Below are 20,217 nucleotides of genomic sequence, written 5' to 3'. Positions count from 1 at the left end.
CACGCGACGTTCCGCTCGGCTTCTGAAAGGCATGGACGTACCTCTGCGGCAGGTAGCGACCGACTCGGTGCTCGACCTGTCCGCAAAGTGCGGAGCATTGCGAGGTCCTTCGCAACGGGCTGGCGTCAGCCTGCGTGCAGCCTCGACCGTTCGTCCTCCGGTGCAAAAGCGTTCCAAGAAGGCCGATGCCACGCTGTCCCCGTCCGAGCTGGACGAGATTGCCAAGGCCGCGCGTTCTTGCCCCGGGTGCCGCAGCTGTCACCGCCCACCCGATGCTCCAGTAGATCCACGTGCCGAGGAACAGGCCCAGCCGTGGGCCGGCATGCAGGTGACGTCAGGCTGTTTCAGTATGGAAGTCGGGTCGGGCGTGTCGCTGTCCACGGAGGTGAGTGCGATGACGCTTCCCACGCGGCTCCGGACCGGTGGCCCGGTGGAGCCGGACGCGTTCTTCGGCCGCACGCACCCGTTACTGGGTGTGCCGTGGGCGCGGCACGCGCCGCTCCGGCCGATGCCGGTACCAGACCTGCTCCCAGCGGGCATGGCCAGGCCCCACGCGCTCAACGGCCGGCACCGTCTGGAGCCGAAGCTGTCCCTGGCAGCGGCCGAGATCGGGATCTACCGCAGCGCGCGGGAACAGACCCCAATCTCCTCAGGCTGCAGTGAGCGGGGCCCTGCCCAGCGGGCGGTGCGCCGGGCAAGGGTCGGCGCGACCACCCGGGTCCCGCGATGAGGACGGCCGCAACGCCGGACCCCACCACAGCCAGGACTACCGACGGTGCAGGAGGATCGGAGAGTGCAGCCAAGCCGTCGATCCTCACCTTGACGATGAATCCCGCGGTCGATCTCTGCTGGGAGGTCGGACACCTGGAGGGCATCGGCAAGAACCGCGCCCGGGTCAGGTCGGTGGCCGCCGGGGGCGGAGGGATCAACGTCGCCCGTCATGTCGTGCGGCTCGGAGGACGAGCCACCGCTGTCCACACCGCCGGAGGCGAGGTCGGCCTGCGCCTGAACCGGCTGCTGGACGAAGAGGGCGTCGACCACGTCGCCGTCGACATCGACGACGACACCCGCGAAGCACTCGTGCTGTTCGAGGCCGAATCGCGCCGCGGCTACCACATCGTGCCACCCGGCCCGCACCTGCACGACCACGAGGGGCGGCGGTGCCTGGATGCACTGGAGCGGACCGTTGGCGGTTGCCCGTACGTCGTGGCCAGTGGCAGCCTGCCCGGCGGCTTGCCCGACGACTTCTACGCGGCCGTCTCCCGCCGCATCAGGGAAGCCGGATCCCGACTGGTCCTGGACACCTCCGGTCCGGCACTTCGCGGAGCACTCGCGGAGGGCGTGTTCCTGCTCAGGTGCAACCGTACAGAGGCCGAGAGCCTGACCGGCCGGCCGGTCCGCGGCTTCGACGACGCCCGGGCCCTCAACGAGCACCTGCTCGCCACAGGGGCCGCCGAGATCGCCGTCACCACCCTCGGAGAACTGGGCGCACTGTGCTCGACCCGCCACGGCCACACCGAGCTCTACGCGCCGCCGCTGCCCGGCGAGCCCCTGAGCGACGCCGGGGCAGGAGACAGCATGGTCGCCGCCCTCATCACACAGCTGGCCGCCGGAGAGGATCCCGTCAGCGCCTCCGCGCTGGGGGTAGCCGCAGCCGCCGCAGCGATGCTCACCCCCAGCACCGAGCCCTTCGACCTGGACACGGCCCGATCCCTCCACTCCCAGGTGAGGACCAGGTTCCAGACCGATGCTCGACGCCGGGGCGTTTGACTCTGCCCACCCCCGTCAGCGCGTCGGGGCGGGGCGCTGACGGGGGTGCTGAGCGACGCCAGTGCCAACCTCGTGATGCGAGCGGGCCTGCGGTTGGGAAGACTGGAAGCATGGCGACCAAGGCAGTGCTTGAGGGCGGCCCGGACGATCTGCCCGAGCGGATCGTTCCGATCTCCGACCCCGGACAAGACCTGAAGATTCCGCACCGCGGCGGGTACGAGCATTTCAAGATCACGTCGCGGCACCAGGACAGCCCGGAGGGACAACTGGCGGTCTACGAATGGTGGGAACGGACAGAGATCGCCGAATGAAACGGACGGTCAAGGACGCTCGGCCTGCACCTCACCACGGCGGCCGAGATGCGCGGGCCGACACCGATGGTGTGCGGGATCGCCAGCCTCGATCCAGTCCACCCGCTCCCCAACGACTTCCGTCCTCCTGGTACTTCGCGACCGGCTTCCAGCCACGGCCGCTCAAGGCAGCACAGGAATCGTCTGCCCCCTCCATTGCCCTCTCAGTAGCCCGACCCTAAAGGGGGGCCCGGCCTTCGGAGCCAACATGACTCGGACGATGGGACGAGCAGAGGAACCTTGTGATCGGCGTCAGTGGCGTCGGTGTTTTCCTGGACGTGGGGCTCGTGGAACGCGTCGGCCGCGAACACGGCGTGGAGTATCCGATGCAGATGACGGTCGCGGTCAGTGACGGGACGGCCGTATGGGCCTTCCGGGGTGGGCGGATCCCCGTGGGTGAGACCGTCGCTCGGTATGACATGCAGGGCCAGCAGTTCACTGCCGGGGATGCGGGCGGTGACCCGGGCGGCGCAGCGGATCAGGGTGTCGCCCTCGGGGCCGCCGGTCAGGGCGACCATGATGCGCTCGCGGGTCTCCCAGGGGGTGGTGATGCCGTGCTCGGCCGGTAGCGCTGGAGGCCTTCCTCGGCTCGGTCGGCGAGCCACAGCAGGGCGAGTTCGCGTAGGGCGGTGAGGTTGCCGACGCGGAAGTAGTGGGTGAGGGCGGTCTCGATGCGGTCCGACGGGTAGATCTCGCCGTGCAGCATGCGCCGACGCAGAAGCTCGGGAGGCAGGTCCACCAGTTCGATCTGGTCCGCGCGGCGTGCCACCTCGTCCGGCAGGGTCTCGCGCTGCGGGACCCCGGTGATCTGCCGGACCACGTTGCCCAGGGACTCCAAGTGCTGGACGTTGAGGGTGGTGACGACGTCGATCCCCGCGTCGAGGAGTTCCTCGACGTCCTGCCAGCGCTTGGCATGGCGAGAGCCGGGCACGTTGGTGTGGGCCAGTTCGCCGACCAGGGCGACCTGTGGCTGGCGGGCGAGCACCCCGTCCAGGTCCATCTCGGTGAAGCTCGCCTCCCGGTACTCCACCGCGCGCCGGGAAATGATCGCCAGCCCCTCGGCGAGGGCAGCGGTCGGCCGTCGACCGTGCGGCTCGACGAAACCGACGACGACATCGGCACCGGCCGTGGCCAGCCGCTGCCCTTCTTCGAACATCGCGCACGTCTTTCCCACTCCCGGGGCGGCCCCGAGGTAGATCCGCAATCGCCCACGCGTCATCGGCGGGCTCCTGCCCGCTCGTCACACCCCCTCTGCATCCCATGGTGCGCCCAACCGTGCTCCCGCGCGCGAGCCGTGCGCAGGATCGCCGGTCAGAGGCCCTGATGCGAGAAACGCACGGTACCGAGGACGACGGCGGGGCAGCGAGTCGGACCGCCGTCCCCGCAGACCTCAGTCGGGGGCTCAGTCTCCTTGGCCGGTGCCTCTCGGACGCTGCGCACGCGTGATCAGCACCAGGGCGAGCAGCAGCACCACGCTGCCGGGCATGGTGAAGACTGTGCGGCAGGCGGAATCGACCGCCCGGAGGCCGATCAGCTGGATGCCCAGCGCGATGGCGATGAGGAGCTGCGCCCAGGCGAAAAGCTGGCGGACGACGTGCCGCCGCTGCCAGGGCAGCAGCCAGCCCCTGCTGAGTGTGGCGATGCCGGAGCCGGCGAGCAGTAGCGCTGTGACAGCGATCAGTGCGCCGATGCCGTAGCGGATGCCCATGCGGGCGCTCCTTTCCAGTGCGTGTGTGCCATCGGTGATTACTGTGGCCGTACGAGGGCCCGGCCGACCGCGCCTGCGGATCGTGGTCGATGTGGTGACCGCTTCGGATCAGTCGGCTTCGGCACGGGCTTCCACGTCCTCGATGTCGGAGGGGCGGCCGGCTCGGACCCAACGGAGGTAGAAGGCTCCGCCGATGGCGAGGGTGGCGACCAGGGAGAGGATGGGCCAGCCGCGGAGGAGGTTCACCAGGAGGGTGAAGGCCACCGCGACGGCCGCCATGGCATTCAGCCAGGCGAGGGCGGGCTTCTGCTCGGTACGGGCGAAGCGGGTCATGGCCAGCAGGCCGACGAGGAAGCTGACGAAGACCGCGACCGCGTAGAAGAGGACAAGTTCCTGCTCCTCTCCCGCGGCAGCCACGATGATCACCGCCGCCGCGGCCAGGTAGACGACGACGGACCAGTACGGGGTGTGGTGGCGGTTGGTCCGGCCCAGCGGTGTGGGCAGCACGCCAGGGCGGTCCTCCGTACCGGCCAGCGCCTTGAGGAGTCCGGGGCCGGCCTGGAAGGAGGAGCTGGCGGCGGCAAGGAGCAGCAGGGCACTGGTGAGCTGGAAGGCCCCGTAGAGCCAGCCGGATCCGGTGGCGGCGTGGGCGATGTCGGCGATCTGGGTCGAGTCCTTGCCGGGGATGCCGATGTGGAGGCGTACGGCGAGAGCGGTCAGCGCCAGGGTCAGGCCCCCGACGATGACCAGGAGCAGGGCGAGGGTCCCGCGCCCGAAGCGGCGGCGGTGGGTGTCGTTCAGCTGCCCGAGCTGGGCGATGGCCGTGGACGGCGCCTCGATGCCGGTGGCCAGGGCCATCGCGACGGGGAACGCGAGGACGACCGCGAGGGTGGCAGAGCGGCCCGGGTCGGTCGAGGCGGGAGCCTCATCGATGGCGTGGGGCGAGACGAAGCCGCGTACGAGTACGGCGACGCAGACGAGCACGAAGAGCACGGTCATGACGGCGAACAGCAGCCGCCCGCCGTGTCCGAACCACGTCAGCCCGGCGACGACCACCAGCAGGAGCAGAGCGAGCGGAACACGGAAGGGCGCGGCGGCGGGGAAGAGGGCGATCACGGCGCTGGCGGCGGCCGCGATGGAGATGCCGATGGTGAGGACGAAGTCGACGACGAGTGCGCCGATGGGTACGAACGTCCAGCGCGGCCCGAAGGCCCGCCCCGCCGCGGCCGCCGCCCCACCGCCCTTGGGGAAACGGCGCACCAGCTGCCAGTAGTTGGCGGTGACCACCACGACCAGGCCCACCACCAGCGACATCGTCGGCAGCAGCAGGGCAAGATCGCCGTGGAGAGCGCGCAGCGCCGCCTCGATGGCGTAGGCCACGGAGGAGACGGGGTCCGCGATCACGGCGAAGGCGAATGCGAAGAAGAGGACCGAACGACGTGGCCCGCGGCGGCTCGTGCCGTCTGACGCGGGAGCAGGTACAGCAGGCTGCTGTATGGCGGTCATGAGGAATGCCTTTCACGGCGAGAGCCGGAGCACATGGAACAGCCCATGGCTCCTGACCGCCGACCAGGCTTCCCGGCACACCAGGCATCAAGGATACGTCAGCAGTCCGTTAAGGAATAGCCGAAACGCACTGCCTGACACGGGGCTTGAGCGTGGCGCACCTTGTCGTGGCGGCAACGTGTCGGCGTGCCGCTTGACACAGGGGTCGCGGGGTAGCCGCCGGCGGTGACCACTTCGATGACACCCGTTCACCGCGCGGTGTCCACCCTGCCCCCGGAGCAGCAGGCATCGACGTCGGCGCCGCAAGCACTTCCGGGCTCCTTGACGGCGGGCGTCATCGGTGCAGGTGGCAGCCGCAGCCCTTGCCCTGCCAGGAGGACGGCGGACAGGTATGTGCACAGCAGGGCCTGCTTGGACTCTGCGCCCGCAGCCATCGCTGAGTGAAGGGACCGCAGTTGGGCGGGCAAAGGGACAGGCGGCGGACTCTCCGGCCATTCGGGCAGCTCCTCCGCCTTGGCGCGCCGTGCCCAGGGCCACAGGCTGTCCGAGCACATACGCGGATGCCCGCGGGCATCCGGCCTGGGACCGGTGAAGTGATGCTGCCGCGATCGGCATCGGCCGACGCCTGCCCGCTCCCCAGGGGCGCTCTTTCACCGCGGCGTTGCCGCACCGACTCGGCCGCGGAGGGAGCGGCCAGAGCACGCCCCGAGATGGTCATGCAAACCACGTGAGCCGCCGGCCCCGGAATCCCCACCCCGGGAGCCGGACGGCTCATGTGTTGTGCGACGGGTGAGCGGCACGCGGTGCGTCGGCCCGGCCCCCCACGGCCCGGGTCTTGCGTCCTTCGGCGGAGTTCAGGTCACACGCCTCCAGCCGCGCGCCACGGACCGTCATCCCGGTCCGTCGCCGCATCAGTCTCTCCCGTCGACACAGCCCTGGCAGCACTCCTTGACGCCTTCCTTCCGCGCAGCGATCGATCTTGATGCGCCCCTGATGGCGCGTACCAAGGTGGCGTCAAGGGCGCATTCAGAACCTTGTCTCCGCAGGTCGGATGCGCTGGGATGGGTTCATGAACAGCGGTCCGCGTTACGACGACCGGCCACCGAATCAGGTGCCGCCGGCAGCGCCCGCTGTCCGCCCGGCCGTCTGACTTCGGCCGCGCGTCGTGCGCGTACCTGCCACCACCCGCCTGAAGGGCGTTGTTCGGGGCACCGTACGCATCCCTCCTTCACCGCATGAGCTGAACCCGTGCGCCGCGTCCCGCCGGGGCGACAGGCAGGTCAGCCATGCCCGTTTCCAGGAATCCGACATGCCTTCATCCCTGTCCGGACGTACCGTCCTCGTCACCGGCGCCACCTCCGGCATCGGCTACGAGACAGCCCGCCAGCTCGCCGAGCGCGGTGTCACCGTCCTCCTGCACGGCCGCACCCCTGATGAGGCGCAGGCCGCCGCCGACCGGCTGATCACCACCGCCGGCATCGACGGCTCCTCCCTGCGGCCGCTCGCCGCCGACTTCGCCCACCTCGACGAGGTCGAGAGCCTGGCCTACGCGGTCGTGCGCGAGCACCCGCGTCTCGACGTCCTCGTCAACAACGCCGCCATTGCCGCGCCTGAGCGCCACACCGTCACGGCCGACGGCAACGAGATCGCCTTCCAGGTCAATTTCCTCGCCCACTACCTGTTGACGAACCTGCTGGAGCCGGCGCTGACCTCCGACCCCGGTGGCCGGGTCGTCAACGTCTCCTCCTCGCTCCACCGCACCGCCACGATCATGTGGAACGACCCCCAGCGTTTGCGCCGCTACTCCCGCCTCGCCGCCTACGCCCAGTCCCAGCTGGCCCTGACCGTCTTCGCCGCGGACCCTCGCGTCACCGCCGTATCCGTCAACCCCGGCATCTGCGACACCGGGCTCCTCCCGCTGTACGGGAACGAGGGCGCGCCCGCCTCCGAGGGTGCGGGGTACGTCGTACGCCTCTGCGACCCGGCCACCGAAATCGTCAACGGCGCCTACTACGACCGCTCCGAGCCCGTCACGCCGGCCCCGGCCGCCACGGACGACCGCACCGTCAAGCGCCTCAACAAGCTCGCCGACCTCCTCGTCGGCCACACCGCCTGAAGGGATCCACGGACATGTCCAAGCGCGCACGCAAGAAGAGGGCCCGCCGCAAGAAGGGCTCCAACCACGGCAGCAAACCCAACTGCTAGTCACCAGCCCACCCCGTGGGGCGGCCCTCGGACAGGGCCGCCCCACCTTCATGCCCCCGCGAGGAAGCATCGTGATCAACCTGCCCTCCCACCGGCTTCCGGGCCTCGTCCGCTGGTTCCCCGTCGGCGCACCGGGCTCGGGCGCCCTGACCGAGCACGTCCTGACCACCGATGCCGGCCGCTGGTGGGTGGACCGCGTCATCCAGCCACGCGTCATCGCCGCCGAATGCGGGGACCACGTACTGCTGCTCGGGGACCCGCAAGCGCTGGCACCCCAGGACCTGGCGCACTTCGCCCACCGGTACATCGAGGCACCCGGCCGCTTCCGGCCGCTGATCGGGGCCGCGTTCGACCGCGTCGTGCCCTGGCAGCGCACGGTGTACGTCAAGCGCACCACGGCACCTGCCGCACCTCGCCCGAGGGGGATCACGCTACGGCGGCTGACCGCTCAGGACGCCCGGGCGCTCAGCACCCTTCCGTGCGCGATGCACCGGATCCACCGCACCTGGGGCGGCCCCGACGCACTCGCCCGCTCCGGTTACGCCTGGGCCGCGTTCCGGGGCGGCCGCATCGTGGCCGTGGCCTGCACCTACTTCCTCGGCACCGCCTACGAGGACATCGCCTGCGTCTGCGTGCCCGACCCCCGCCTCCAGCACCTCGCACTCGCCTGCATCGACGCCCTGTGCTCGGACATAGACACCCGCCGCCGCACCCCCAGCTGGACCTGCTCGGCGGGCAACCGGGCCGGTCGCCTGCTCGCCTCCAGTGCGGGCTTCCACGCCGTACGCGATTACGGCCACTACGCGGTCGGTGCTCCTGCCGCCACAGGAAGAGTGGCAGCAGGATGAGGGGCCGTTGTCGCCCGATGGACTCCATCCGCCGCAGCGCGGCGGGCCGGGAGCACATCCGGCGCTGGAGTACCGACCGCCTCGTCCGCGCAACGCTCGGCACCGCCCTGCACGTCGCCCCCGACGCCGGCCACCTCGTCGTCGAGGAACACCCCGACCGCCTGGCGGCCCTCGTATGAGCCGCACCCCCGGCCACGACGGCCTGCCCGCCATCGCCGTCCTCGGCGGGTGGCACGAGCTCGCCGTTCAGGGACTCGCCCTGGAAGCCGACTCGTTCAGCATCAGCTACACCGTCACCCCGGCGCTGCCGCAGTCCGTACTGCTCACCCTCGACGCGGACGACGACCTCGGCAACACGTACGTGGACTGGGGCGGCGTCTACGACACGAGCCCGGACCGCCGCCGCACCGACGGCACCATCACCGCCCGTCCTGCACCCCCACCCACCGCACGCCATCTCCAGGCACGCCTCACCTTCCTCAGGGACGGCGAGGAGTTCCCGTACGACATCTCCCTGGACCTGTCCTGAAGCAGCCCCTACCCGAACTCGGCCAGCCGAGGTCTCAGGCCGAGGGCGGTCAGCCCGGCCACCAGCAGCATCGCCGCGCCGGCCGCCGGGGCCAGCGTGGTCAGCGCCCCGCGTCCCTCGTTCACCGCCCGGTCGAAGTGGCGCTGGTTGATGGCGGTGACCCGGTCCAGGGCCTTCATCCATTCCCCGAAGTGGGCGTTGGACGTGTCGGGCGCCCAGCCGACGCAGAACACCGTGGCCTCCTGCGTCTTCCCCTCGGTCACCAGCCGCCGGAAGGTCCGGTCGTCGCGCTGGTAGACGGCGTACGCCGCGACGGTCTTCTCGGCGGCGTCCCGCTCCCCCACGAAGGTGATGTTGTCCAGCTCGCGCCGGTACTCCCCGGTGAACTGCTTGTCGCCGTTGGCCTTCCGGTACGTGCCCCAGGTCTCGTCGAGTCGCCGGTCGTAGGTGGCGAGTCCGGCCCCCGCGATCCCGTACAGCTGCTGTGACTTGTCGAGGAAGGACCGCTCGTACGCGGGGCGGCGGCCGGGGTCCAGGAGGTAGCGGCTCTCGTCCGCGTTGGCGTCGTATCCGATCGCCTTGGACCGCGACAGCGCGACGACGGAGTCGAACGCAACTGTTCGATACCGCTGACATGTTGACGACACCCATACGCGGAGAGGCCGGCAATTTGACGGGCCCTTGACGACACCGGGATTCCGCACTGCAGCGAGGTCGACACCGCGCCACCAGGGGCCCGTCAAGAAACCGCGCCACGGCGTCAGCAGTTCGTCAGGGTTCGGCTCGGGCGGCTCCAGCCGCCGTAGCGTCGTCCTCATGGGACGACGCTTCACACTGGCTGCGACCGGTGCGCGTGCCGAGCGCGCGAACCCTGCCGGACCGTGCGCACACGACATCCACTGGGCAGCGGAGAGACGTACGGCGATCCGCGCCGCCTCCTTGCTGTTGACGACCCTGCTCGTGGTGGACACGGGCGTCGGCCATCTCAGTTTTCCCCGCGCCGCCCTCTGGAGCGGATTGGCCGCCCTCTTCTTCTTGATCCTGCTGCCGCCCAGGGTCTTCGCGCGTCCCGGCGTGCTGACCGTCCGCGGAGTACTGGTCGAGCACAGTGTCCGTACCGATTCCCTCGTCTCGGTCCACTGGTTCGACGGCGTGGCCCAGCGCATGGTCCTACGGGACGTGGAGGGCAGCGTGGTCGAGATCGACCCCACCGTCCTCGCCCGCAATCCTGCGCTGTGGCGGCGTTTCGACGCGGACGCCCTGGCGTCACTCCGGAGCGGAACGCTGGCGTGTGGCGCGACCGCGCTGCGTCAGCTGGCAGAGCGCATCGACCGCGAGACGGCGCGTACGGTCTTCAAGGTCTCCGGCTTGCACTGACCGGTGCTCGGGCACCGGGTGCTCCAGGGCCATTTGCAGGCCCCTTCTCCTTCCATCCGGGATCATTCGGCGGCGTCCTCATGCTGCGCGTGCCCGGGCCGGGCCTTCTGCGCCTACGCTCCCGCCGTGTTCAACGTGACGGGTCTGCTGAAGCGTCTGGTGATCGGCCGGGCGATGCGCAGCGAGGAGCTGGGCGAGACCCTCCTGCCCAAACGCCTCGCGCTCCCGATCTTCGCCTCCGACCCGCTGTCGTCGGTGGCGTACGCCACGCAGGAGATCCTGCTGGTGCTGACGCTGGGCGGCCTCGCCTACCTGCACTTCACGCCGTGGATCGCGCTGGCGGTCGTGTTGCTGATGACCGTGGTGGTGCTCTCGTACCGGCAGGTCGTGCACGCGTACCCCAGCGGCGGCGGTTCGTACGAAGTCGCCTCGACGAACCTGGGGCCCTCCGCCGGTCTGGTGGTTGCCGCCTCATTGCTGGTCGACTACGTGATGACGGTGGCCGTGTCGGTCGCCTCGGGCGTGGACAACATCATTTCGGCGCTGCCGGGCCTGGCCGAGCACCGGGTGGGACTCGCGGTCGGCTTCGTCGCCTTGCTGACCGCGATGAACCTGCGCGGCGTCCGCGAGTCCGGGCGGGCCTTCGCCACGCCGACGTACCTCTTCATCGGCGGCGTGCTGATCATGGTGGGGACGGGACTCTTCCGCTATCTGCTGGGCGACGCCCCCGTCGCCGAGAGCGCCGCGTACGGCATCGAGCCGGATCCCGCCGACGCGGGCCTGGCCGGGTTCGCCCTGCTGATGCTCGTGCTGCGGGCCTTCTCCAGCGGCTGTACGGCTCTGACCGGCGTCGAGGCGATCTCGAACGGCGTGCCGGCCTTCCGCAAGCCCAAGTCCGTCAACGCGGCGAAGACCATGCTGGCCATGGGCGCCATCGCCATCACCATGTTCGTGGGCGTCACCACCCTCGCGATGGTCGCCAAGGTCCACATCGTCGAGGACCCCTGCCGGCTGACCGGGCTGGCGGACTGCGCGTCGTACACCCAGCGCACCGTGATCGCCCAGTTGGCGGCCTCCGTCTTCGGCGGCTCGGACAGCTTCGGCTTCTACTTCATGCAGGCGGCTACCGCACTCATCCTGATCCTGGCGGCCAACACCGCCTACAACGGCTTCCCGCTGCTCGCCTCGATCCTCGCCCAGCACCGCTACCTGCCCCGGCAACTGCACAACCGCGGGGACCGGCTGGCGTTCTCCAACGGCATCCTGGCGCTCGCGACCGTCGCCGCAGTGCTGCTGTGGGTCTACAAGGCCAACGTCACCGACCTCATCCACCTGTACATCCTGGGAGTGTTCACCTCTTTCACGCTCTCCCAGCTCGGCATGGTCCGGCACTGGAACCGCGAGCTGCGCACCGAGACCGATCCGGCGGTGCGCCGCAGCCATCAGGTCACCCGGTCCGTCAACGGCCTCGGCGCGTGCGTGACCGGGCTGGTCCTGGTGATCGTGCTGGCCACCAAGTTCACCCAGGGCGCCTGGCTCGCCGTACTCGCCGCGCTCGTGCTGTGGGTGATGATGCGCGGTATCCGGCGCCACTACGACCACACGGCGGCCGAGCTGACCGTCACCGATCCGCGGAGCGAGCTGGCACCACCGCCGCGGGTCTTCGCGATCGTGCTCGTCTCCACGATTCACAAGCCGACCCTGCGGGCCTTGTCCTACGCACGGGCCTTCCGCCCCAACCACCTGGAAGCGCTCACCATCTCCGTGGACCGCGAGGCGGCGGAGTCACTGAAGCGGCAGTGGGAGGAGTACGGGATCGAAATCCCGCTGAAGATCCTCGACTCCCCGTACCGCGAGATCACCCGTCCTGTCGTCGAGTACGTACGCTCGATCCGGCGGGAGAGCCCGCGCGATGTGGTGGGCGTCTTCATCCCCGAGTACGTCGTCGGCCACTGGTGGGAGAACCTCCTCCACAACCAGTCCGCCCTGTGGCTGAAGAGCCGGCTGCTCTTCACTCCGGGCGTCATGGTCACCAGCGTCCCGTGGCAGCTGACCTCCTCCTCGCGCGCCGACCACCCCGCGGCCCGCGCCCCCGGCTCCGTCCGCCGCGGAGAGCCCACCCGAAAATCCAAGAGCCCGCGGTGACTGCCTCGTGCCCTCACGTCACCCGGTCCGGATTCCCGTACGGGCTCACGCGGCCTCTCCCCTGGCGAGCGTCAGACGGCGAGCGGGGCCGGTCGCGTAGTGGACGTATTCGCGGGTGAGGCGGAAGCCCGCCGACCAGGCCAGCAGGCGGCTCGGGCGGTTGTCGCGGGAGCAGGTCCAGCTCGGCGTACGGCCGCGGGCGGCGATGTCCTGGCACAGGGCGGTGACGCAGGCCAGCGCGAGGTGTTGCCGACGGTGGCCGGGGTCCGCGAGGGCGGCGACGTCCTCATACCCGCTGCCGAGGAAGTAGGTGCAGGCCACCGAGAGGGTGCGGCCCCGGTGGAAGGCTCCCCAGCCGAGGCCGGAGGCGGCGAGCTGCTGCGGGCCGCCCCAGGTCCGGTGGATCCAGGCCGCCTCGGGGCCGAGGGCGACGAGGGCCGGCGCGTCATGCGGGGTCAGCCGGCGCACCGTGATCCCGGGTGCCGGGCGGGCGGCCAGGGCGGGCGCCCGGTGTACGTAGACCATGCGCTCCCATGGATCGACACGTGCGAACGCGCCCCCGAGGATGGGCACGAAGCGGGCCGGGGCCTCGATGTAGCTGCCGGCGAAGGGGGCGAGGGCCTCGGGCGACAACGCGCCGGGCTCTCCTCGCAGCAGGACGTGATCCCCGCTGGAGACCGCCACGACCCGCGGGTCCACGGCGCGGTCCGCCCACCACTGACCGGCTCCGGTGGCGATGACGTGCTCGGGGAGGGCCGCGACGCCCGGGGCCCCGCCGGGGAACCAGCGGGCGAGTGCGGGGAGACGGGTGGGAAGGAGCTGGATCACGACGGATGCCGCCTAGGGGGAAGGGAAGAGGTGTGCGGGGGCGGCCCGGGGCCGTGGGCCGCCCCCGCGGGGGAACCAGCGCGAGCGGGAAGGCGACGCTGGCCGGCCTTGCGGCCGTGGTTGGCTTTGTCGCGCGTCGGGCTTGCGCCCTCAGGCAGAGTGCCCGACGAGCACGTCGGCGAGCTTGTTGAGCCGCTTGACCGTGCGTTCCTCGGTCGCGCCGGAGGCGGGCTCCATCCGCTCGCTCCGGTCGTAGTAAGCCCCGTTGACGATCTCGACGGCCGGGTCGCACAGCCGCGCGACGTGGGCGGCCCCCTCGGACGGCGTCGCACCCTCGTGTCCGTACAGCGGCATCAGGGCCGTTTCACACACGCCCGGGTTCACGGAGACGGCGGTCACCCGCGGGTCGGCGGCGAAGACTGTGAGTGCGAGCTGCGACTGCGCGTAGGCGGCGAGGCGGGAGTAACGGCGGGTCCGGTTGGGGTCGTTCCACATGATGGAACCGGTGCGGTGCATCGAGGAGGAGACGTTGACGACGCGGCCGCCCGGGTCGGTGGTCAGGACCGGTTCCAGCAGGTTCGTCAGCAGGTAGTGGGCGAGGAAGTTGACCTGGAAGGAGAGCTCGTTGCCGTCCGGGGTGACCGTGTGGCGCTCCGGCGCCGCGACGGCGGCGTTGTTGACCAGGACATCGAGGTGTGGGTACCCGGCGGTGATCCGGTTCGCGAGCCGCTCCACCTCGTCGAGGTGCGCGAAGTCCGCCGCGCACGGGCGCAGCATGTCCGCGTCGACGTCGGCGGTGGCGATGAGGCGGTCCACGGCTGCCCGGGCTTCCGCAGGGGTACGGCCGTGGAGCAGGACCGTCGCACCGCACTCGGCGAGCAGGCGGGCGGTCTCGTAGCCGATGCCGGAGGTGGCGCCGGTGACCAGGACGGTACGGCCGGACAGGAAGGAAGACATGAGTGGTTCCTGGGGAAGGGCACGGCGGCCGCCCGTTGCGGGAAGCGGCCGTGCGGTGAAGGTGAATGGGTATCGCGTACGGGCGTCAGCACGGCCGGCGGTACGCAGTGATCACTTCCCTGCACGGCTCCGCCATGACGGTGGCCGGTCGTCGTAGGGGTGACCGATGTTCACGTCATCCATCCAACTGGTGTGCCGCTGTGGGCTCAAGAGCCCTGACGGCCCTCTGACGAGCCCTTGACGGACTTCAGCCGATGCCGGGGACGGTGGACACCGCCAGGTCGATGAGTTTGATCCCGACGAACGGCAGGACGAGGCCGCCGAGCCCGTAGACCGCCAGGTTGCGGCGCAACAGGTCGTGGGCCGAGGCGGGCTTGTAGCGGACGCCGCGCAGGGCCAGCGGGATGAGGGCGACGATGATCAGGGCGTTGAAGATGATCGCCGAGGTGATGGCGGACTGCGGGCTGTGCAGGCCCATGATGTTGAGGGCTCCGAGGCCGGGATAGGCCGAAGCGAACATGGCCGGGATGATCGCGAAGTACTTCGCGACGTCATTCGTGATGGAGAACGTGGTGAGCGCGCCACGGGTGATGAGGAGCTGCTTGCCGATCTCGACGATGTCGATGAGCTTGGTGGGGTTGGAGTCGAGATCCACCATGTTCCCGGCCTCCTTGGCGGCCGAGGTGCCCGTGTTCATCGCCACGCCGACGTCCGCCTGCGCGAGGGCCGGGGCGTCGTTCGTACCGTCGCCCGTCATCGCGACGAGCTTGCCGCCGGCCTGCTCCCGCTTGATCAGTTCGAGCTTGTCCTCGGGGGTGGCCTCCGCCAGGTATTCGTCGACGCCTGCCTCGGCGGCGATCGCCCTGGCCGTCAGCTCGTTGTCACCGGTCACCATGACCGTACGGATGCCCATGCTCCGCAGTTCGGCGAACCGCTCCCGGATGCCCTCCTTGACGACGTCCTTGAGGTGGATGATGCCGAGGACCCGCGGCCCGTCCCAGTCGTGCACGGCGACCAGCAGGGGCGTGCCCCCCGATGCGGACACGGTGGCCGACCATGCGACGGCTTCGGCCTGCACGGTCCCACCGCGCATCGCCACCCAGTCGCAAACCTGAGCGGTCGCGCCCTTGCGGATGGCGCAGCCGGCGCCGTTGTCCCAGCTCAGGTTGATCCCGCTCATGCGGGTGTGGGCGCTGAACTCGGTGAAGCGGGGGTTGCTGAGGTCCTCTTGGGCGGCCGGCTGGAGCCCGTACTGCTGGGCCAGGGCCACGACGGACCGGCCTTCGGGCGTTTCGTCGGCGAGGGAGGACAGCTGCGCGGCGTCCGCGAGCTTGGTCTGATCGACGCCGGGAAGCGGGATGAAGGCAGCGGCCTCACGGTTGCCGAGGGTGATGGTGCCGGTCTTGTCGAGGAGGAGGGTGTTCACGTCGCCGGCCGCCTCGACCGCGCGGCCCGACATCGCGAGGACGTTGCGCTGCACCAGGCGGTCCATGCCCGCGATGCCGATGGCGGAGAGCAGCGCACCGATGGTGGTGGGGATGAGCGTGACGAGGAGCGCCACCAGGACGGTCGTCGACTGCGCGGCGCCCGCGTATGCGGCCATCGGCTCGAGGCTGACCACGACCAGGATGAACACGAAGGTCAGGGCGGCCAACAGGATGTTGAGCGCGATCTCGTTCGGCGTCTTCTGCCGGGACGCGCCCTCGACCAGGGCGATCATCCGGTCCAGGAAGCTGTTCCCGGGGCGCGAGGTGACCCGTACGACGATCGAGTCGGAGAGGACCGTCGTACCGCCGGTCACTCCGGACCTGTCGCCGCCCGACTCCCTCAGGACCGGGGCCGATTCACCGGTGACGGCCGACTCGTCCACCATCGCGGCGCCGTCCACCACGTCCCCGTCGGCCGGGACCAGTTCACCCGCCTCTACGAGGACGAAGTCGAAGGGCTGGAGCTCGGCCGGAGTGACGGCCTCGGTCTCGGCACGACGCAGGTTCGCCCCGTACGTCCAGTGGTTCAGCCGCAGCGCGACCGTGTCCGTACGCGCCTTGCGCAGCGACTCGGCCTGGGCGCGGCCGCGGCCTTCGGCAACGGCCTCCGCCAGGTTGGCGAACAGGACCGTCAGCCAGAGCCAGACGCTGATCACCCAGGTGAAGACGGACGGGTGGATCAGCGCCGAGAGCGTGGTCAGGACGGATCCGACGGCGACGACGAACAGCACCGGCTTCCTCACCAGCTCACGCGGGTGGAGCTTGTGGACCGCCTCGCCGACAGAGGCCGCCAGCCGCTCGGGCTCCAGCATGTTCGCCTGTCCGGAGCGTCTGCGGGAGGGACGGGCAGGCGGTGTCCGCGGCGGGGTTCCGAGCCCTGGAGGAACGTGCTGCGCGGCGGCGCGAGGCATGAAGGGACCTTCTCAGTGGGATGTGGGATCGAGTGGGCCACCCGGCAGGGTGGGCAGCGGTGCGAGTGAGGGGTGTCGCCGCCGGGGAATGTCACCATGGACCCCCTCGGCCGTCATGTGAGCATGGCTCCCCGGCGGCGCAACAGGGAGGAAGCTACTGCCCGATCAGGGGGAAAGGCGCATGCGGGCGGGGGAATTGGCACCTTCTTGATGGCAGCGCACGGGACCTGTCAAGCCGCCGCCAAGGGCACGTCAATGTGCGTCGGCAGTGACGCGGAAGCGCAGTCGGCAGATCACGGCGTCGGTGTCGCGGCGGACGGCGTGGGCCACCACCGCGCCGCGCTGGTTCTGCAGCAGCCGCTGCCAGAGACGGGCGGGTTCGGTCTCCGGTATGAGAACGGTCACCTGCGCGTCCGGACGGCTCCGGACGAGCTCCCGTACGTAGCCGGACACCGGGCGGCCGAGGGAGCGCGTCTCCGAGGGGAGTTCGATGAGGCCGACGCCGGGATTCCACAACTCCCAGTCACGCCGGAGGGCTTCGGCGCTCTGACGGTCCTCAGGTGTGGGATGGGTGACGGTGACGGCGAGGACTTCGTCGCCGAGGGAGCGGGCGGCGGTCAGGGCCTGACAGGTCAGTCGGGACAGACCGGAGACGGGGACCACGACCAGCGAGTGGGCCCGGTGCGGGGGCTGCGGTACGCGGCCGAGTTCGAGGCGTTCGCCGATCTCGGTGTATGCGCGGTGGATCTTCTCGAAGCCGAGGACGATCAGCGGCAGCGCGAGCACGATCAGCCAGGAGCCCTCGGTGAACTTGGTGGCGGTGACGACGACGGCCGAGACACCGGTCAGGAGGGCGCCGAAGCCGTTGAGGGCGGCCTTGGCCTGCCAACCCTTGCGCCGTTCGCCGTACCAGTGCCGGACCATGCCGACCTGGCAGATGGTGAAGCCGACGAAGACGCCGATGGCGAAGAGCGGGACGAGGGAGTTCGTGTCGCCGCCGGAAAGAACGAGCAGGACGGCCGATACGAGGGCCAGCCAGACCACCCCGTGCCGGTGCACCTGGCGGTCGGCCTTGAGGGCGAAGACGTGCGGCAGGTGGTTGTCGCGGGCCAGCAGGCCCATCAGCACCGGCAGCCCGCCGAAGGAGGTGTTCGCCGCGAGCGCCAACAGCACCACGGTGGCGAACTGGACGATGTAGAAAGCAGCATTGTGGCCGAACGACGCGTCCGCCAGCTGGGCCAGCACCGTGACGCCCTCGACGGGCTGGAGGTGGAAGCGGCCGATCAGCACCGACAGCCCGATCAGCATGACGCCGAGCAGCGCGCCGAGGGCCACCTCGGTGCGCTGGGCCCGGCGGGCGGCCGGCACACGGAAGGACGGCACGGCATTGGCCACGGCCTCGACGCCCGTCAGCGCCGAGCAGCCCGCGGCAAACGCCTTCAACAGCAGCAGCGCGCCCACGCTGGTGGCGCCCTCGCCGAGCGCCGAGGCGTGTCCGGCCGCGGAGGCGGTGCTGACCGGGCCGTCGCGGAAGAGGCCGACGCCGATCATCGCCAGGATCGACCCGACGAAGAGCGCGGTCGGTACGAGGAAGGCCTTGGCGGAGTCGACGACCCCGCGCAGGTTCACGGCGGTCACCAGCACCAGAACCGCCAGGCAGATCCAGACCCGCTCCCCGTGCAGCCCCGGGAAGGCCGAGGTCAGGGCAGCCACGCCGGCGGTGACCGACACCGCGACGTTCAGCACGTAGTCGAGAATGAGCGAGGCGGCCGCGACCAGGCTGGTGCGCCGGCCAAGATGCCGCTTGGCGACCGCGTACGAGCCTCCCCCGTCGGGGAACGCGGCGATCACCTGTCGGTACGAGGCAACCAGCACCGCGAGCAGGGCGGCGATGGCCAGGGTGACGGGGAGCGTGAAGCCCATGCCGTGGGCACCAGCCGCGGCCAGGACCAGGACGATCGCCTCGGGCCCGTACGCCACGGACGCCATCGCGTCGAGCGACAGCGCGGCGAGGCCCTGGAGGGCAGTCAGCTTGTGCCGGTCACCGACCCCGGTGCCGTCGGTATCAGGGGGCTCCTCCTGGGCCGACCCTTGAGTGACCGTGGTCGATTCTCCTGCGTGCATGGCCACTTTTCGCCGATCCCTCCGTATGAGCAAAGTCAGCACAGCGTCGGAGCCGTAGGGGTCGGCCACCAGCACCCTTGGCGCGTTTCATACGCCCGCCCCCGCACTCTTCATGTGTTCCATACGCATGGACGCTCGCGGCGTAAGGGGTCCGTCAAGAGGCGCTGCCTCGCGTTGCCCCGGCTCCGCGGGGATGCATGCTTGATCTGGGCGGCACACGCCTGACCAGTACGAAGAGAGAAGCTGCTGATGAACGCGGAGAACGTGGTCGGCCTGCTCATCGCCCTTGCGCTGCTCGGCTATCTCGTGGTCGCTCTGATCAGGCCCGAGAAGTTCTGACCGGCGCTCTGCACAACGATCGCCTTGTCCGGACGGGAGGCCTCACATGTCCGGGTACTGGTTCCGGCTCCGCGACCGCGTCGCCTTGGTCGCAGCCCTCGTGGCCCCCTTCTTGGTGGCGCTCGTACTCGTGCCGTTCCGGACGGGGCTTTCGGCGACGAACGAGGCGCTGATCCTGGTCGTCGCGGTGGTCGCGGTCGCCGCCATGGGCAGCCGAGCGGCGGGAGCACTCGCCGCGCTCTCGGCGGCCGCCTGGTTCGACTTCTTCCTGACCAGGCCCTACCAGCAGTTCGCCATCTCTGACCGTGCAGACGTCGAGACGGCTGTCCTGCTGCTCATCGTCGGCTTGATCGTCTCGCAGCTGGCCGTGCGCGCACGCCGTCTCCAGGCGGTCGTGGTGACCGACGCCGCGCATCTGTCGAGTCTCCAGGGAACCGCTCGGCTGGCCGAGGACGGCGGCTCGCCGGAGGCGGTGGTCGAGTACGTGCGCCAGGAGCTCGTCGGCCTGCTGGGTCTGCGCGGCTGCCGCTTCGAGTACGGGACCCTGATCGGGCACCTGCCGCGCCTGGAGCACGGCGGTGGCCTGTGGCTGCGCCGTCCGGGCCGGATCACGGAGTACGCCGACTGGCCGGACGGGGAGACCGAGCTGCGGGTCGTCGGCGGCGGGCACTACTACGGCCGCTTCCTCCTCGACCCGCGCCCCGGCAGCCCACTGCCCTCCGAAGAGGCCCGTCTGGTGGCCGTCGCGCTGGCCGCGCAGGCCGGGAGCGCCCTGGACACGGCCGGGCTTTCCCACCAAGGCTGACCTCAGCCGGGCCCATCCCCGTAAGAGTGGCGTTAAGGGTTCCCGTGCGCCCGTATGGACTCCGTCAAAGTGTCTTAACACCCGACTGAAGACACGGTTATCTCGTCATCGGCCATCTGGCCGATTCCTTTCCTCCCTCTTCATCCAGGAGCTCACGGTGGCCGATCTGGCCTTCGTCGTCACCACGATCGCGGTGTTCGCGCTGGTGGCTCTCATCGCCCGGGGGGTGACCAAGCTGTGAACGCCGAAAACATCGTCGGCCTCGTCGTGGCCGTCTCCCTGCTCGGATACCTCGTCCTCGCCCTCGTGTACCCGGAGAGGTTCTAGC

The 20,217-nt window shown here is 70.3% G+C and carries 19 protein-coding genes and 2 pseudogenes; 13 read left to right on the top strand and 8 right to left on the bottom strand.

Going from position 1 to position 20,217, the window contains the following annotated elements; genetic code table 11:
* The first annotated feature begins 819 nt into the window (after positions 1-819).
* The 3 genes and pseudogenes from OG509_RS33620 to OG509_RS33610 form a co-directional block, all read left to right on the top strand.
* Complete coding sequence (locus tag OG509_RS33620) at positions 820-1,770, top strand: 1-phosphofructokinase family hexose kinase (RefSeq protein WP_406186353.1); 951 nt, start codon at positions 820-822, stop codon at positions 1,768-1,770.
* 110 nt (positions 1,771-1,880) lie between these two features.
* The gene (locus tag OG509_RS33615; protein ID WP_123074881.1) at positions 1,881-2,081 is read left to right on the top strand and encodes a DUF5988 family protein; all 201 of its coding nucleotides are present in this window, start codon (positions 1,881-1,883) and stop codon (positions 2,079-2,081) included.
* A 320-nt stretch (positions 2,082-2,401) separates the two neighbouring features.
* A pseudogene (locus tag OG509_RS33610) lies at positions 2,402-2,497 on the top strand (class II glutamine amidotransferase); the annotation flags it as partial.
* A 6-nt stretch (positions 2,498-2,503) separates the two neighbouring features.
* Here OG509_RS33610 and OG509_RS33605 read toward each other — a convergent pair.
* From OG509_RS33605 to OG509_RS33595, 3 genes and pseudogenes are all read right to left on the bottom strand, one after another.
* Positions 2,504-3,339 (bottom strand): annotated as a pseudogene (locus OG509_RS33605) (sensor histidine kinase KdpD); the annotation flags it as partial.
* Positions 3,340-3,522: 183 nt separating this feature from the next.
* Positions 3,523-3,828, bottom strand: a complete 306-nt coding sequence (locus OG509_RS33600) for a hypothetical protein (RefSeq protein WP_406186352.1) — start codon at positions 3,826-3,828, stop codon at positions 3,523-3,525.
* A gap of 108 nt (positions 3,829-3,936) precedes the next feature.
* Complete coding sequence (locus tag OG509_RS33595; RefSeq protein ID WP_406186351.1) at positions 3,937-5,334, bottom strand: amino acid permease; 1,398 nt, start codon at positions 5,332-5,334, stop codon at positions 3,937-3,939.
* A 1,309-nt stretch (positions 5,335-6,643) separates the two neighbouring features.
* On the opposite strand from OG509_RS33595, the gene OG509_RS33590 reads away from it, so the two are divergent.
* The 5 genes from OG509_RS33590 to OG509_RS33570 all read left to right on the top strand — a co-directional run bounded on the left by OG509_RS33590 (position 6,644) and on the right by OG509_RS33570 (position 8,916).
* Positions 6,644-7,450, top strand: coding sequence for an SDR family NAD(P)-dependent oxidoreductase (locus OG509_RS33590; RefSeq protein WP_406186350.1), 807 nt, complete (start codon positions 6,644-6,646; stop codon positions 7,448-7,450).
* A gap of 14 nt (positions 7,451-7,464) precedes the next feature.
* Positions 7,465-7,539: a 50S ribosomal protein bL37 gene (locus tag OG509_RS33585; protein WP_371681089.1), complete on the top strand. Its 75-nt coding sequence runs from the start codon at positions 7,465-7,467 to the stop codon at positions 7,537-7,539.
* A gap of 71 nt (positions 7,540-7,610) precedes the next feature.
* Complete coding sequence (locus OG509_RS33580) at positions 7,611-8,387, top strand: GNAT family N-acetyltransferase (protein WP_406186349.1); 777 nt, start codon at positions 7,611-7,613, stop codon at positions 8,385-8,387.
* A gap of 17 nt (positions 8,388-8,404) precedes the next feature.
* Complete coding sequence (locus tag OG509_RS33575) at positions 8,405-8,566, top strand: hypothetical protein (protein ID WP_406186348.1); 162 nt, start codon at positions 8,405-8,407, stop codon at positions 8,564-8,566.
* Complete coding sequence (locus tag OG509_RS33570) at positions 8,563-8,916, top strand: hypothetical protein (protein ID WP_406186347.1); 354 nt, start codon at positions 8,563-8,565, stop codon at positions 8,914-8,916. Before OG509_RS33575 ends, OG509_RS33570 begins: the two co-directional genes overlap by 4 nt.
* Positions 8,917-8,924: 8 nt before the next feature.
* Here OG509_RS33570 and OG509_RS33565 read toward each other — a convergent pair whose 3' ends face one another.
* Entirely contained in the window at positions 8,925-9,563 is a 639-nt protein-coding gene (locus OG509_RS33565) for a hypothetical protein (protein ID WP_406186346.1), read from the bottom strand.
* A gap of 169 nt (positions 9,564-9,732) precedes the next feature.
* Here OG509_RS33565 and OG509_RS33560 point away from each other — a divergent pair, with 169 nt between their 5' ends.
* Both OG509_RS33560 and OG509_RS33555 read left to right on the top strand, forming a co-directional pair.
* Positions 9,733-10,293, top strand: a complete 561-nt coding sequence (locus tag OG509_RS33560; protein ID WP_406186345.1) for a hypothetical protein — start codon at positions 9,733-9,735, stop codon at positions 10,291-10,293.
* Positions 10,294-10,467: 174 nt separating this feature from the next.
* On the top strand, positions 10,468-12,438 hold the full coding sequence (locus OG509_RS33555) for an APC family permease (RefSeq protein WP_406187760.1): 1,971 nt from the start codon (positions 10,468-10,470) through the stop codon (positions 12,436-12,438).
* 45 nt (positions 12,439-12,483) lie between these two features.
* On the opposite strand, the gene OG509_RS33550 is transcribed toward OG509_RS33555, so the two are convergent.
* The 4 genes from OG509_RS33550 to OG509_RS33535 all read right to left on the bottom strand — a co-directional run bounded on the left by OG509_RS33550 (position 12,484) and on the right by OG509_RS33535 (position 18,745).
* Entirely contained in the window at positions 12,484-13,266 is a 783-nt protein-coding gene (locus OG509_RS33550; protein WP_406186344.1) for a GNAT family N-acetyltransferase, read from the bottom strand.
* 150 nt (positions 13,267-13,416) lie between these two features.
* Positions 13,417-14,223 (bottom strand): SDR family NAD(P)-dependent oxidoreductase, encoded by an 807-nt coding sequence (locus OG509_RS33545; protein WP_406186343.1) that lies wholly within the window; start codon positions 14,221-14,223, stop codon positions 13,417-13,419.
* A 247-nt stretch (positions 14,224-14,470) separates the two neighbouring features.
* The gene (kdpB, locus tag OG509_RS33540; RefSeq protein ID WP_406186342.1) at positions 14,471-16,621 is read right to left on the bottom strand and encodes a potassium-transporting ATPase subunit KdpB; all 2,151 of its coding nucleotides are present in this window, start codon (positions 16,619-16,621) and stop codon (positions 14,471-14,473) included.
* A 252-nt stretch (positions 16,622-16,873) separates the two neighbouring features.
* Positions 16,874-18,745, bottom strand: coding sequence for an APC family permease (locus OG509_RS33535; protein WP_406186341.1), 1,872 nt, complete (start codon positions 18,743-18,745; stop codon positions 16,874-16,876).
* Between the two features lie 249 nt (positions 18,746-18,994).
* Here OG509_RS33535 and kdpF (OG509_RS33530) point away from each other — a divergent pair, with 249 nt between their 5' ends.
* The 3 genes from kdpF (OG509_RS33530) (at position 18,995) to kdpF (OG509_RS33520) (ending at position 20,216) form a co-directional block, all read left to right on the top strand.
* Positions 18,995-19,084 (top strand): K(+)-transporting ATPase subunit F, encoded by a 90-nt coding sequence (kdpF, locus tag OG509_RS33530; protein ID WP_351316968.1) that lies wholly within the window; start codon positions 18,995-18,997, stop codon positions 19,082-19,084.
* Between the two features lie 46 nt (positions 19,085-19,130).
* Complete coding sequence (locus OG509_RS33525) at positions 19,131-19,889, top strand: DUF4118 domain-containing protein (protein ID WP_406186340.1); 759 nt, start codon at positions 19,131-19,133, stop codon at positions 19,887-19,889.
* Between the two features lie 237 nt (positions 19,890-20,126).
* Positions 20,127-20,216, top strand: coding sequence for a K(+)-transporting ATPase subunit F (kdpF, locus tag OG509_RS33520; RefSeq protein ID WP_037789535.1), 90 nt, complete (start codon positions 20,127-20,129; stop codon positions 20,214-20,216).
* Position 20,217: the final 1 nt, after the last annotated feature.

It is taken from the genome of Streptomyces sp. NBC_01006 (assembly GCF_045162725.1).
In the GTDB taxonomy this organism is placed as follows: Bacteria; Actinomycetota; Actinomycetes; order Streptomycetales; family Streptomycetaceae; genus Streptomyces.
This window is presented reverse-complemented; position numbering and strand designations above follow the sequence as displayed.